This is a genomic window from Streptomyces sp. T39 (assembly GCF_008042045.1).
Classification (GTDB): Bacteria; Actinomycetota; Actinomycetes; order Streptomycetales; family Streptomycetaceae; genus Streptomyces.
On the sequence record NZ_RDBP01000059.1, the window covers coordinates 19481 to 32789 of the forward strand.

14 protein-coding genes are annotated in these 13309 nt (G+C 69.9%); 5 read left to right on the top strand and 9 right to left on the bottom strand.

Annotated elements, in window-relative coordinates; genetic code table 11:
• The first annotated feature begins 556 nt into the window (after positions 1–556).
• Positions 557–1540, top strand: a complete 984-nt coding sequence (locus EAO77_RS34440; RefSeq protein ID WP_147992258.1) for an IS481 family transposase — start codon at positions 557–559, stop codon at positions 1538–1540.
• Here EAO77_RS34440 and EAO77_RS34445 read toward each other — a convergent pair.
• Positions 1512–2405 (bottom strand): SDR family NAD(P)-dependent oxidoreductase, encoded by an 894-nt coding sequence (locus EAO77_RS34445; RefSeq protein ID WP_147992259.1) that lies wholly within the window; start codon positions 2403–2405, stop codon positions 1512–1514. The genes EAO77_RS34440 and EAO77_RS34445 overlap by 29 nt on opposite strands.
• A 114-nt stretch (positions 2406–2519) precedes the next feature.
• Here EAO77_RS34445 and EAO77_RS34450 point away from each other — a divergent pair, with 114 nt between their 5' ends.
• Both EAO77_RS34450 and EAO77_RS34455 read left to right on the top strand, forming a co-directional pair.
• On the top strand, positions 2520–3119 hold the full coding sequence (locus EAO77_RS34450; protein ID WP_147992260.1) for a TetR/AcrR family transcriptional regulator: 600 nt from the start codon (positions 2520–2522) through the stop codon (positions 3117–3119).
• Positions 3120–3435: 316 nt separating this feature from the next.
• Positions 3436–4101 carry a hypothetical protein gene (locus EAO77_RS34455; RefSeq protein ID WP_147992261.1) on the top strand — a complete coding sequence of 222 codons (666 nt, stop codon included), beginning with the start codon at positions 3436–3438 and terminating at the stop codon, positions 4099–4101.
• Positions 4102–4344: 243 nt separating this feature from the next.
• Here EAO77_RS34455 and EAO77_RS34460 read toward each other — a convergent pair whose 3' ends face one another.
• The 4 genes from EAO77_RS34460 to EAO77_RS34475 form a co-directional block, all read right to left on the bottom strand.
• Entirely contained in the window at positions 4345–5598 is a 1254-nt protein-coding gene (locus EAO77_RS34460; RefSeq protein ID WP_147992262.1) for an SGNH/GDSL hydrolase family protein, read from the bottom strand.
• Between the two features lie 116 nt (positions 5599–5714).
• Complete coding sequence (locus tag EAO77_RS34465) at positions 5715–6230, bottom strand: carboxymuconolactone decarboxylase family protein (RefSeq protein WP_147992263.1); 516 nt, start codon at positions 6228–6230, stop codon at positions 5715–5717.
• A gap of 204 nt (positions 6231–6434) precedes the next feature.
• Positions 6435–7322, bottom strand: coding sequence for a sigma-70 family RNA polymerase sigma factor (locus EAO77_RS34470; RefSeq protein WP_147992264.1), 888 nt, complete (start codon positions 7320–7322; stop codon positions 6435–6437).
• A 720-nt stretch (positions 7323–8042) separates the two neighbouring features.
• Positions 8043–9251 (bottom strand): alpha/beta hydrolase family protein, encoded by a 1209-nt coding sequence (locus EAO77_RS34475; RefSeq protein WP_147992265.1) that lies wholly within the window; start codon positions 9249–9251, stop codon positions 8043–8045.
• A 93-nt stretch (positions 9252–9344) separates the two neighbouring features.
• Here EAO77_RS34475 and EAO77_RS34480 point away from each other — a divergent pair, with 93 nt between their 5' ends.
• Both EAO77_RS34480 and EAO77_RS34485 read left to right on the top strand, forming a co-directional pair.
• Complete coding sequence (locus EAO77_RS34480) at positions 9345–9626, top strand: transposase (RefSeq protein WP_261994282.1); 282 nt, start codon at positions 9345–9347, stop codon at positions 9624–9626.
• A gap of 236 nt (positions 9627–9862) precedes the next feature.
• The gene (locus EAO77_RS34485) at positions 9863–10258 is read left to right on the top strand and encodes a DUF1330 domain-containing protein (protein ID WP_147992313.1); all 396 of its coding nucleotides are present in this window, start codon (positions 9863–9865) and stop codon (positions 10256–10258) included.
• Between the two features lie 1130 nt (positions 10259–11388).
• Here EAO77_RS34485 and EAO77_RS34490 read toward each other — a convergent pair.
• The 4 genes from EAO77_RS34490 to EAO77_RS39545 all read right to left on the bottom strand — a co-directional run bounded on the left by EAO77_RS34490 (position 11389) and on the right by EAO77_RS39545 (position 12740).
• Positions 11389–11649: a hypothetical protein gene (locus tag EAO77_RS34490; RefSeq protein ID WP_222723732.1), complete on the bottom strand. Its 261-nt coding sequence runs from the start codon at positions 11647–11649 to the stop codon at positions 11389–11391.
• Between the two features lie 69 nt (positions 11650–11718).
• The gene (locus EAO77_RS34495; RefSeq protein ID WP_147992267.1) at positions 11719–12036 is read right to left on the bottom strand and encodes a hypothetical protein; all 318 of its coding nucleotides are present in this window, start codon (positions 12034–12036) and stop codon (positions 11719–11721) included.
• 432 nt (positions 12037–12468) lie between these two features.
• On the bottom strand, positions 12469–12624 hold the full coding sequence (locus tag EAO77_RS39060; RefSeq protein ID WP_187283540.1) for a hypothetical protein: 156 nt from the start codon (positions 12622–12624) through the stop codon (positions 12469–12471).
• A 20-nt stretch (positions 12625–12644) separates the two neighbouring features.
• On the bottom strand, positions 12645–12740 hold the full coding sequence (locus EAO77_RS39545) for a YfbM family protein (RefSeq protein ID WP_222723733.1): 96 nt from the start codon (positions 12738–12740) through the stop codon (positions 12645–12647).
• Positions 12741–13309: the final 569 nt, after the last annotated feature.

Genomic DNA, 13309 nt, shown 5'->3' on the forward strand with positions numbered 1-13309 from the left:
TACACCCCTCACGGTGTCCATCCGGTAAGCCATGCCTGGCCGGTGGGGATAACCACAATCAGGCACTTCGCCGGGTTGCGGTGCCCCCTGCTCGATCCCCCAACTGCATCTCCTCGGCAGATTCAGTGAGATTCTTCGAGTTGGCTACCAATGGGGTGATGGCTGAGAAGCGCGGCGAATGAAGGACTCCATGCGTGACCAGTCGGTCCCCGCCGACCAACGTCGCAGCACTTGGAGCCCGCCTCCGCCAAGGGCTTGCGCGAGGGTCAGGCGGCGGCGCGTTCAGCGCGGTCGACTCTCCGGGTTCGGGCTGCTCACGCTCGCGCCGTACGGGCCATTCACGCGGGGTCGTCCCCATGCTGGCACTCGGCGGCGAAGGCCAGCGTCAGGCGATACCGAGCACCGTGTCGGCACGGCAGTGGGTGCAGGCCTCGACGCCGTCGGCGACGGCCTAGGTGTATTGATCACGAGCGTTGTTAACAGGGCTGGGTCTTGATCATGGCGAAGACCTCCGGTGTGGTGGAGCTGTCTAGGACTGCACCGCACGGAGGTCTTCGTGTCCCACCGTAATGCCCGTTTGACCGTTCACGGCAGACGGATCCTGGTCGAACGCGTCCTGTCCGGCCGCCCCGTCGCGCATGTGGCGGCCGAGATGGGCATATCGCGGCCCACGGCGCACAAGTGGATCCGCCGCTGGCGGGCCGAGGGTGAGGCCGGCCTGCACGACCGTTCCAGCAAGCCCCGAACCACACCCCACCGCACCTCGCCCGCGGTCGAGGCCCAAGTCTGCCGACTGCGGACCGACCGCAAGCTCGGCCCAGCCCGCATCGGACCGGTCCTGGGCCTCCCCGCCTCGACCGTGCACCGCATCCTGACCCGCCACGGCCTCAACCGCCTCGCCTGGCTGGACCGGCCTACCGGGGCAATCGTCCGCCGCCACGAACGCGCCCGGCCGGGCGAACTCGTCCACGTCGACATCAAAAAGCTCGGCAATATCCCCGACGGCGGCGGACACAAGATCATGGACCGCCGACAGGCGATGGACAACAAACTCGCCACCACCGACCGACGCCGCAGCTGCAAGCCGGTGATCGGCTACTCGTTCGTCCACTCCGCCGTCGACGACTACTCCCGCCTGGCCTACAGCGAGGTCCTCACCGACGAGCGCAAGGAGACCGCCGCCGGCTTCTGGCAGCGGGCGAACGCCTTCTTCGCCGCCCACGGCATCACCGTCGAACGGGTCCTGACCGACAACGGCTCCTGTTACAAGTCCAGGCTGTTCACCCAGACGCTGGCCGCGGCCGGCATCACCCACAAGAGGACCCGGCCCTACCGGCCGCAGACCAACGGCAAGGTCGAACGCTTCAACCGCACCCTGCTCGACGAATGGGCCTACCTACGGCCCTACACCTCGAACACCGAGCGGACAACGGCACCGGCAGACTTCCTCCACACCTACAACCACCACCGCTGCCACACCGCACTCGACGGACAGCCGCCCATCACCCGCGTCAACAACCCTGCGGGTCAATACACCTAGGCCGCCTCTTCGACGGCCACCGCCGGTAGATCGTCTGCTTGCCGACGCCGGCCCGGGCGGCGATGGCCTCGACCGTGACCTTCTCGTATGCCTCTTCCGCGACCAGTTCGCGGGTCGCCGCGAGGATCGCCTGCCGGGACCGTTCCTTGCGCCGGGAGTGGTCCGGGAGGGCGGCCAGTTCCAGGATGACCGGAGCGGCGGTCTCCGGCTCGGGGCCGGTGGTGTCGCCCCACATCTCCTCCATCTCGGTGCGCAGGGTCCGGTAGTGCGGCAGAGCTTCGGTCGCGGTGGTGCCGGTGGTGAACAGGCCGGTGTTGTAGCCGCCCATCTGCACGTTGGTGACCTTGATGCCGAAGCGTTCGACTTCCATGGAGAGGGCCTCGCTGACGGAGTCCAGCGCGGCCTTGCCCGCGCCGTAGAAGCCGACGGTGGCCATGCCGCCGCCACTGCCCATCGAGGTGACCTGCAGGAGCCGTCCGCCACCCTGGGCGCGCAGGTGGGGAAGGACCGCCTGGGCCACCCACACTGCGCCGAAGAAGTTCACGTCGAGGTGCGCGCGGATCTGCTCCTCCGTGGCCTCCTCCACCATGCCGTAGAGCAATCCGCCGGCGTTGTTGACGACGACGTCGAGCCTGCCGAACGCAGCCGCCGCCCGCTCCACGCCCTCGAACACGCCTCGGCGGTCGGCGACGTCCATCGGGAACGCCAGCAGGCGGCCGGGGTACTTCCCGGCGAGATCTTCCAGGGGTTCGACGTTGCGGGCGACGGCTACCACTTGGTGGCCGTCCGCCAGGGCGGCCTCGGTGAAGGCCCTGCCCAGGCCTCGGGACGCCCCGGTGATGAGCCAGACTTTCGGTTCCGTCACGAATCCCACCCTCAGTAAAGTAAACGGATCGTCTCGTTTCCTGAAGCTTAGGACACCAGCGGGGCTGCACGCAAGACGGACCGTCTTGTTTCTGATCCGGGCTAGGCTGCTCCCATGGCCATCGAGAAGGGGCCGGACCACTCCCGGCGCAAGGAACGGTCCCGGCAGGCGATCCTCGCGGCGACCCGCGAACTGGTCGCGGAAGAGGCATACGAGAAGGTCACGGTCGAGGCCATCGCCGCCCGGGCCGGCGTCGGCAAGCAGACGATCTACCGGCGGTGGCCGTCGAAGAGCGCGGTCGTCTTCGCCGCACTGCTGGCTCTGAGCGAGAACGCCGACGGGCAGTCCCTCGCGCTGCCGGACACCGGCGACCTCGAGGCGGACCTCAAACTCGTCATGCGCGCAACGGCGGAGGAGTTCGCCGATCCCGCCTTCGACCGGCTCATCCGCGCGCTCAACACCGAGATCGCCAACGACCCGGCGCTGGCGGCCGAGTACCAGGACAAGCTGGCCCGGCCGCTGGACGAAGCCAAGAAGGCACGCCTGCGCAGCGCCCAGGAAGCGGGCCAGCTCGACCCCGGCGCAGATCTCGACCTGGTCCTCGAAGTCCTGTACGCGCCCCTGTTCCAGCGGTGGCTGCATCGCAGCGCCCCGCTCACCGCCGCATACGCCGACTCCCTCGTCGAGGCGAGCCTCAGAGCCTTCGCCCCCTGAACAGGGGCAGGGAGGACTTCCTCCAGTGGCAGAAGACCGCTGGTTCGCCAGCACAGAGAAGTCGCCAGCGCTGTCATCCCATCGAACCCGTGGCATGTACGGCGCCGGTGGCCTGCCCGGGCGATCACGTCCGGCGCCTTTGTCCTGGTAGAGCCACAGCACATCGGTGGTGTCACGGGCGACGACGTCCCCTGCTGTCGCCCCGCACTCCCCCGTCGAGGCGGTCCCCGGGGCCTGTGAACGGCGCGTGGGATCATGAAAGGCGGAAGCGCCGCCGTACGGCAAGGCAGGGCAGGGCAGGGCAAGGGGACACAGCGTGACTCAGGGGCGGATGACGTACAACGTGCGGTACGGGGCGTCCTCGCCGGTCGTCGTGCGCCGTGGCGACGGCGTGGGACGGGAGGGGGATGTCGCCGTCGGGTTGCTCTGCCGCGTCGCGGACGGCAACGGAGTCGCGGATCCCTCGGACCGGTCCTTCGATGTCGTCGGTGAAGGTCACACCGCGATCGCGCGAGTGTCGACGCAGGAGACGGGCTCACGTGCGGGTGGGCGCCCCGCCGTGTACCGCGTCGACGACCCGTACGGTGCCCCGCTGGGCCGGATCACGTACCGACCCGGTAGCGCCCTGCGCGGCGCCCGCGCACGCTGGACCGTCGAGTCGGCGGCGGGGCACTCCGTGCGAGGCTTCCGCGGGCGCCTTTTCTGGTGGGCGGTGTGGTGGCCCATCGGCCTGCCCGTGAGCCTGGTATGGCTCATCCTGTCCCTGCTCGGCGAGGGCGACGACGGCTTCGGCAAGCCACGCCGGGTGACATGGCGCGACTCCGCACGCCGGGCGCACCTTGTCTTCCGGGGCGTCGCGGACGAGTACCGGGTCCTGGACGGCAGTTGGGACCCCCGGCTGGTGGCCGCTCTGCTGGGACTGCACCAGTCGTTCGACCCCTCGGAAGGCAGCGGCGCGGGTGGCTGGTACGCCGGGTCCTGAGTCCGCGCTGCTCGCTTGGCAGACACGGCAGCGGTTGCCCCACTTGTGTCGGGAAGACACGCCCTCGTCATAGGGGCGGTGTAACTCCGGCCAGTTGGCTGGCCGCAGTCTTCTCTTACCGCAGCTGTTCCCTGAGGGACAGGGCGGATGCGACGTCGCACCACATGACCACTGCGAGCCTGCCGAGTTCGATGCCCTCAGCCCCTCCCCCAGGGCCGCCGTCGGCTGCCGCGGCGGGCTGCTTCACTGATCCAGTACGGCGACGTCGACGACGTCGGCCATGGCGCGGTATCCGTCGGGGCTGGGGTGGAGGTGGTCGCCGATGTGCAGGTCGTCGCGGATGCGGCCGGTTCCGCCGGGGTCCAGGGCGTGCGCGAAGTCGACGACGGCGTCGTAGGCGCCGCTGGTGCTGATCCACTCGTTCAGCCGCCCGCGGATCGCTTCGCCTGCGGGCGTCCAGCCCGCCGCGCCCCGGAAGGGAGTGAGCGTGGCTCCGACGGCCTTCACCCCACGGGCGTGGGCGGCGCGGATCAGTGTGCGGTGCCCGTCGATCAACTGCCGGGCGGTTGCCGGGGGTGAGTCGTCCTCGATGCCGCTCACCGGGTCGTCGATGTGCTGGATGTCGTTGATGCCGATGAGCACGACGACCGTGCCGACGCGGGGTTGGTCCAGGACGTCCCGGGTGAACCGCGCGATGCCGGCGTCACCGCCGAGGGGCATGTCGGTGAGCAGCTTGTTGGAGCCGATGCCGGCGTTCAGGACCGGGCGGGGGCGGCCGGCGGCGAGCAGGCGTCGGGCGAGGAGGTCGGGGTAGCGGTCGTCGCCGTCGATGGTCGCACCGAACCCGTCGGTGATCGAGTCGCCGAAGGTGACGACCGCGCGGGGCAGGCGGTGGGTGCCGGAGGTCTCCACGCCTTCGAGGTAGTACCAGGATCCGTAGGCGGGTTGGACCGTGTCGGTGTAGGCGGTGGCGGACGGGTCGCGGTGGTGGTCGCCGGCTGCCCGGTAGGTGGTGGCCATGGACAGCTGATGGTAAGTGGCTGGGCCGGTGGCCTCCTTGAAGTACAGGGTGATGGTGAGCTGTTCGAGCGGTTCGGTGGGCAGGGCGACGGGGTCGCTGACGACGCGTCCCTTTGCGGGGACGGTGGTGGAGGAGGAGCCGTTGAAGCGCAGGGTGCGCATGCTGTCCGGGTGCACGGCCGCTGCGCCTGCGGTGCGGCCGATGCCGGCGCCCGTGACGTGCAGGGGTGCCTCGCCGTAGGCGTTGGAGAGGCGGATTCTGATCCGGGTGCCGCCGGTGTGGAGGCGGACGACCTGGCGGAGCGACTGGTCGGTGAAGCCCTCCTCGGCCCATGTCTCGAACCAGGGCGCGGCGGAGGGCCGCATGACCGGGGTGGTCCACGCGCCCTGCCAGACGGCAGGGCCGGCGGCCGGGGCGTTGGTGGGGTCGGGTCCGGCGTGGGTGAGCGCAGGCGGGCTGGCCTCGGGTGAAGTCATGGCGGGACGTGATTCCTTCGCGCAGTGTGGTGACGGGCGGGTGGGCAGTGGTCGGGAGCGGGCCCGGCGGCGCATCCTGGTGATGGCCTGCCGCGCCCGCGTGGGCTGTGCCGTGGTCAGCCGGCCGGGGCGGTGCGCCACTGCTCGGCCATGGAGACGCCGGGCAGAGGCTTGCCGATCAGTGCGAGGGGGATGAAGAAGTTGACCTGCCCGATCGCCATGGCGAGGGTGGCCAGCGCCCTGTCGTCGTAGTGCTCGGCCGCCCGCGCGTACAGGTCGTCGGGGACGCGCTCGCCGCGCCCGGCGGGGGTGAGGACGGCTTCCACGATCTCCAGGGCCACCCGCTCGGCGGCGGTGAAGTAGGGGGCGTCCTTCCAGGAGGCGACGGCGGCGATCTTCTCCTCCGGCACGCCCGCGCGGCGCGCGTTCGCGGTGTGCATCACGGTCAGGTAGGTGTTCCCGGTGAGCTGCCCGGCGCGGAGGTGGACCAGGGTGACGGTGCTCCGGGGCACCGCCCCGTTCCCGGTGATCTTGAACAGGGCGGTGCTGACGTCGCCGAGTTCGGGAACCAGCTGCTGCGGGTCGGAGAACCGGGAGGTGAGGGCGGCGAGGCTGCTCGGCATCGTGGTCATGGGTGTGTCCTTCTGGTCGGTGCGGGCTTCCGGGTCCGCTTCATCGGTTGCTTCACTGCACTGACGACGCCCCCGGCGCGAAGGTGACCGGCCGGCGCGGACTTTTTCGGCCTGTTGTGCGACCGGTGCCGCACGCGCACCAACGACACGGGCCCCCGCCCCGAGGACGCACAGTCATCGGGACGGGGGCCGGCTGTCGAGGAGTCAGCCCTCGGTGGACGCGAGGTCGAGGTGGGCCAGGCGTCGGGGGTCGGACAGGATGTCGATGGCGGCGATCCTGCCACCGGTGATGGTGAAGCTCATGACGGACAGCGGTTGACCGTCGAGCGTGTTGACCAGACCGGCGAAGCCGTTGACGAGTGCCGGGCGTGTGGTGGCGGCGGTGGCCATCCGCTGGAAGGTGTCGAGCTGCCCGGCCACCGCGGACGCGCCGCGGATGGTCCGCAGACCACCGGTGAGAGCACCGCCGTCCGCGCGCAGCACCACGTCCGGGTCGAGGAGGGCCAGCAGCGCGTCGAAGTCGCCGCCTCGGGCGGCGCTCAGGAAGGCGTCCACCACCCGGCGTTGATCGGCCCGGTCCGGATCCGGGGGCGGTGTCGTCCCCCGGACCCGCAGACGCGCCCGGCTGGCCAGCTTCTTGGCCGTCGCGGGTGTGCGGTCGACGATCGGCGCGATCTCCTCGAACGACAGCCCGAACATGTCGTGCAGCACGAAGGCCAGTCGCTCCGCCGGGCTGAGCGACTCCAGCACCACCAGCAGGGCCAGCCCGACCGAGTCCGCCAGCAGTGCCTGCTGCTCGGGGTCGGCCCTGTCGTCGTGGCTGATCACCGGATCGGGCAGCCTCGAATCGATCGACTCCTCACCGCGCCGCTTGCGGGCACGGAGCATGTCGAGACACACACGGCCGATCACGGTCGTCAGCCAACCGCCGAGGTTGTCGATCTTGCGGTCGTCGGAGCCCGCCAGGCGCAGCCATGCCTCCTGGATGGCGTCGTCCGCCTCGGTCAGGGAACCGAGCATGCGGTACGCCACCGCACGAAGATGCGGCCGGTGCTCCTCGAACCGCACAGCAAGAAACTCAGGGGGATTCATGATCACAGGCCCTTCTCCGACAGCATCGCCACTCTGACGTCCCGCACACGGGAAAGGTGACGCTGCATCCGCCGGCCTCGTTGCCCGGCGGCGCCGGAGGACGCAGAACCGTCTCATTCCCACGTCTGCGCAGACAGCGCCGGTGCTCCGGACTGCTGGAACGCGGACCCGTCGGAAACGGATGCCGCGACACCTGCGAGCCGGTTCCAGGGAGCACCCTCTTCCCCTGCACGGCCTCGTCGTCGCGCTCCGCACGTTGGCGACGTACGACCAGCGAGCCACAGGGGACGAGGCGCCGCGCCCCGAGCCGGCCGGACCACAGGAGCGCTCCGGTGGCCGCGTCGAAGGCGGCAGCATGCAGTTCGGCACCCCGGGATCTCGTCGCCCGGCGGTTCTCGGTGCCGCCGCTCGCGAGGAGGGCGGCGACGTGGCGCTCGGCCGCCGCAGTCCTGCCCGGGACCCAGTCCTCGGGGAGAGCCGCCGTCCAGCGGGACGCGCCTGCGCGGTGACCGTTGTCGAGGGCGACGACCCCAGAGCACGGGCTCAGGTGCCGTGCGAGTGCGTCCCCTTCACTCGCCCTGCCAACCGGTCCGCACTGTTGCGTCGACACGAGTGCCGTCGGCTGCCAAAGGAGGACGGCGCCCGCACGGAGCCGCTTGCGTCCATCCAACGCTTGCGGCCACTCACCTGCGACCGGACAGATGCAACCGGCCCCCACCGTCACATACGGGGAAATTGGACCTCCGGGCGGTCAGCAGAGGGGCCGTCGAGCAGCGGGCGTGCCATGCCGCGCAGGTGTGTGTCGAAGAAGGCAGCTGTGTAGTCCCGTGTGAGCAGCCACGAGCGCTCGCCCGAGAGCGGCGCCGCTGGGTCGGAGAGGCCCAGCCGGTCGGCCAGGACCGGCAGGTCCGTGAAGGTGAAGTGCTCGGCCCCGGCGACCGTCAGCCAGCGCTTCCATCCGTCCAGGCGCATCCAGGCGTCGTGCCAGTCGCTTTCCGGGGCGGCGGGGCCGTGGGTGGCGGAGGTGCCCATCATCATGAACGGCCGCCCTGCCATGCCCGCCCCCGGCAGGGGGGTGAGGAAGTTGCCGTCCAGGTTCACGCCGGCGCGCACACGCGGGTCGTGCTGCATGACCGCTGCGGCGGCCGCACCCCCGATGGAGTGGCCTGCCACCCCGATCCGCCGGGGATCGATCATGCGGGCGAGGGGGAGGCCGCTGTGTCCGTGGGCCGTGCCGGACGATGCCCGGGTCGTCGTCAACCGGTCGATGACGAACGAGAGGTCATGGGCTCGGCCGACGGCCACCTGCGCCCGCTCCTGGTCGGTGGCGACCGTCCCGCACGCACGGCAGGTGAGCACACGTCCACCCGGGAAGGCCGTGCCGACGGATTCGTAGGCGTGGTCCACGGCGGCCACGACGTAGCCGCGGCTCGCCAGGTCGTTCGCCAGGGTGGTGAGCGTGGTGCGCGGCATCGAGAAGCCCGGTGAGAGCAGCACCATCGGGAAGCGGCCGGACGCGGGACGGGCGTCCGCCCGTGCGTGGGTCCGTACACCGCTGACGGCCTCGGCGGGCACGGCACCGGCCAGGCCCCGCGCCTCCAGCAGCAGCCGGGCCTCCTCCGGCGTCATGTAGGCCGCCGCAGAGCCCGTTCCGGCACGGGCGGGATAGTGGACCGACACCACCAGTTCTCTGGGAGCCGAGGGCACCCACGGGTCGCGGCGCCGGTCGTCGGACAGGTGCAGGGTGCGCGTCCCGACCGCGTACCGGCCCGCGGGCCGCGGCAGCTCGATCCCCGCTTCCGACGTGTGGCGGGCGGAGGAGACGGGCAGGGGCGCGGGGGCGGCCGAGGCGACACCCGGACCCGCGGGGGCGAAGGTGAGCGTCAGGCCGAGCAGGGTGCAGGCGGTGCCGCCACGTCGTAGGTTCATGGGATCGAACGGTAGGCGGCCTCACCTGCCAACTCGTCACTCGTGAGCGGTAGTTGTCCGTACGACTGCGGAAGGGGGCGGGTCCGCCCAGGGTTGCATACGCGAGCCGGGCGCCCGGTGTGGGAGCAGGGCGGCTTCAGCTGTGGGCATCCGCTGCACCGGCGCCACCGGGCCGAAGAGTTCGAGAAGTTCCTCGTCAAGCTCGACAAGGAAGGCCAGGCCGGCCTCGCAATCCACCTGGTGCTCGACAACTACACCACCCACAAGACCCCGGCCGTCAAGACCTGGCTACTGGCTCCCCCTCGGCTCCGCCCTCATTGCACACCGACCGGGTCACCCGGCTCGACCTGGTGGAGCGGTGGTTCGCCAAGCTGATGAACCAACAGATACGGCGGGGCGTCCACGAGAGCGTCCAAGCCCGGGAGCAGGACCTCCGCAATGGGATCGCGGCACGGCGGCGGCGTACGGAGAGCACTGCGGCCGGGAGTGGGCGCCGGTGTGCAGCGTCTCATCGCGGACCGCTCCCCACGATTACCGCCGAGGTAATCGCCCTTTCAAGGGCGCTCATCTACGTTGGCGGCCATCACCCCTCAGGACGAAGGAGCCCCGTGATGCCCTCTTACGGCTTCGCACATCTCCGTAGCCGCCGGAATCACTACGACGTCATCGAGTATCTGGAGCGCATGCAGGCGACCCTCGACCCCTTCGCAGGCCGCTTCGTCATCCACGGTCCTCCGGCGGAAGTCATAGAGGGCAACTGGCCTGGCAGCATGGTGCTGATCGAGTTCCCCGGTCTGGCCGAAGCCCGCGCCTGGTACGACTCTCCCGCCTACCAGACGATCCTGCACCTGCGTACCGACCACATCGAAGGCGACCTGCTGCTGATCGACGGTGTCGGGCCGAACTATGACCCGGCCGAACGAGCCCGCAAACTGCGGGAGGAAGCCGACGAAGCCGGTCAGTCGACGAGGCAGGACCCACAGCCGCAGGCAACACGCACTCACTGAAGCCGAACCCCTTTGATCGCCCTCCCCACAGCCAGAAGCGGACAGCGACTTGGCACTCCAGTAACGCTTCTCCGTTTTCTCTGGTCAAGGGCCTGAGCGTGGGGAGTGTAGTGCTGTGAACCGGATTTGGGCTGGACTTTCGCGGACCGTCCCGCCAACGGGTGCCCACGCCCGCATGTTTGACAGTGCGCTCCGGGCAATGCGCCGATGTGAGCGACCGTGCATCAGGGAACGCCTGGGACAACGATTTTGCTGATCTTGTCCAGCGGGTCGGCGTCAGGTGTACGCGGGCGGGACCCCGGCGGCGGGCGAACACATGACTGCGGCCGCTGAGTCCTGGGCCGGGTCGGCTGCGAGAACAGCTGGCAGCTCGCCGAACACGCGGGTCACGCCATACCGGACGGCCTGCAGCAACTGCTGTCACGCTGCCGCTGGGACCCGGACGAGATCCGCGACGACCCGCAGGCCTGCGTCGCCGACCGTCTCGGGGCCGACGGCGGGGCGCTGATCAACGACGACACCGGATTCGCCAAGAGGGGCACCACGTCCGCCGCTTCCAGGGCGCGAAGAACGAGTGCGGCCTGGCGACCAGTACGAGTCCGCCGCTCCGTGGGCTGGTACCAGCACATCACACACGCCTCGACCCTCGTGCGGGTTGGCTGGAGCGGAACTCTTCGCCGGTCAGGGTGCCCATGAAGGACCGGTCCTTCGGGGGCCAGGTCCAGCATCCGAGGTACTCGTTCGTCAACAAGGGTTCGCTGCCGACCGAGAGCAACTGCGGGCGCTGACGGTCACACGGGGCATGGACCTTCCCCGAGCCGCGGGCAACTGCGAGTACGCCGACCTGCCGGAGTCGGTGGAAACCGGCTTCGTGCACTGGTCGTTCGAGGGCCCCTTCGAACCCGGCACCACGTACCGCGCCGACCGGGACTCCCCCACCGTACGCGCGCGGCTGCGCGACGGCCTGCTCCTCACGAAGTGCTCCGGCCCGCCCGTGGCGATGGGGTCGGCATTCGCGGCGGAGTTGTGCCGCCTGCCAGCAGTGACGGCGTCCACCGACCGCGTGACCCGCTGCCCCCAGGATCCGCAGGATGACCCCGATCACCGCCCCGCCGCATCGTCCTGGGGGGCTACGGGCAGAACCAGCCGTCCTGGACCCAACCGCGCCGGTTGATGTCCCCATAGGCGAAGCCGTACACCCAATCGCCGTTGTCCTTCTCGACGAGGAATGTCTGGCCCCGATACAGGGTCCCCATCCATGCTCCGTGGGGAGCCGTGACGCGGACGAAGAGGTCCTGCGCGCAGACGGTTTCCCGCTGGCCGACCGTACCGTCGGCGGAGTAGGCCGGCGTTGCCGTGACGGCGAGGCTCGCCGCCAGGGCGAGTGCCACTGTGGCAGAGGTTCGCAGGCGGATCATGGGCTCTCTCGATTCTGCTGGCTGGAGTTGAGCGGCGTACCGTCACCATGATCCGAAGGCGCCGAGGCACTCCCATCGCACGAAGCCCCAGTCGTTGGGGCCGAAGTCGAACGTCGCCGCCCAGCCGTTGTACACCGGGTGAGCCCCGCGGGTGTGTCCGACCTTGTTGCCACGCTCGAGTGTGCGCTTGAGCCCGACAGGGCCGGTGGAGCTGTCGTAGTTGGCGTAGAAACTTGCGCTGTCACAGATGATCACCGCATGGTCCGGGACCGTCGGTTCCGCCCCTGCCGGAGTTGCGAGGGCCAGGGTGAGGGCACTGAAGGCGACGAACGAGAGGGCTGCTCTTACTGGCATGGACATGTCCCCCATGGTGGCTGACGGACGCTGATGCGTCGAGAGTGACCGCCGCGAACCCGAGCGACCGGGCACGAAGCCGCCCGAATTCGGCGGCTGAGAGGCGGGCCGAGTCCACAAGTCGTATGCCGACTCGCCCAGCGGGTGGGGCGCCAGGACCGGGCAACCGCCTGCGCGGCCTGCCCCTCCCGTAACCAGCTCTGCCAGCGGTAGGGCTCCCCCGTCGGCGCAGCTTCCATCCCGCGCGCGAGGCCGGCAACCAGCGGCATTGCGAGTGTCTGCTCAGCTCTTCACTCCAGGCAGGCCGTGGACGACGATCCGGTAGTCCGCATGAGCTGGATCCTCACCATCGCCCAGGTCGCCCATGAACACCACGACGAAAACGCACCTCGCCCAGCAGACCGCGGGCACGGCTGGCGTAAACGCTCCTACCCAGTCCTACGGGGCGCTGCGGATGGTTCGGGCCGCAGCGATGGCGCCGTCCTGCCCCCCTCGATCGGCGAGCATCTCGCCGTACTCGCCGTCTTGGATCAAAGCGTCGAGTGGCTTCGTGATCGCGTCGCTCAGCTTGGCTTTGGAGCTGTCAACGGCCATGACGGGGGGGACGTCCTCGGTCAGATCGCGATGTGGTCGAGGGCCCAGTCCGAGTTCCCCATCGAGTGCTCCAGCTCGACCGCTGTCACTCGGAAGTACTCACCGATCATGCTCATGGCCGGACGCTAGGCGCGGCCACTGACATTGATGCTGGTACTCGGGCTCCGGTGGTCGTGGCTCTGCCACTGACCGGCGTCCTGCCGGGCTGGCTTCAAGGTGGCCTGTCCGGCTGCCGGGAGCTGTTCTCAAGGCTCCGGCCGGGCGGACCATTACCTGATATCCAGTACGGGATGCACCACCAGGCGCAGCGGAGCCTCGGTGCGAGGGTGAGCCGGCCCGCTGGGAGCGAGGCGGCGCCGCGCGATCTTCTCAGCGGCCCGGCAGCGCAGAAAGGGTGGTGCGCATCGCCCGGGGGCGATGGTGCGCGGATCGTGGCAAGCGCCTGCGCGGCCGATCTGCCGGCGCGGGCTTGGATCCCGAGCACCACCCGGGCGTGCGCCGCCCGCGTCGAAGGTGCAGATGCCAGCCGCCGCCGCGGCCTCGCGTGGGCGTGACGCTCCGCGCGCTCACCCGGCCGAGAACCAGATCGAGCCACTCTCGCCGGCGCCGAATTCCGGGCGCGACCGAAGAGTTCAAGAACCCTTTCTTCAGGCATCAATCCAGGTCAAAGACCCTTACCGTCCGG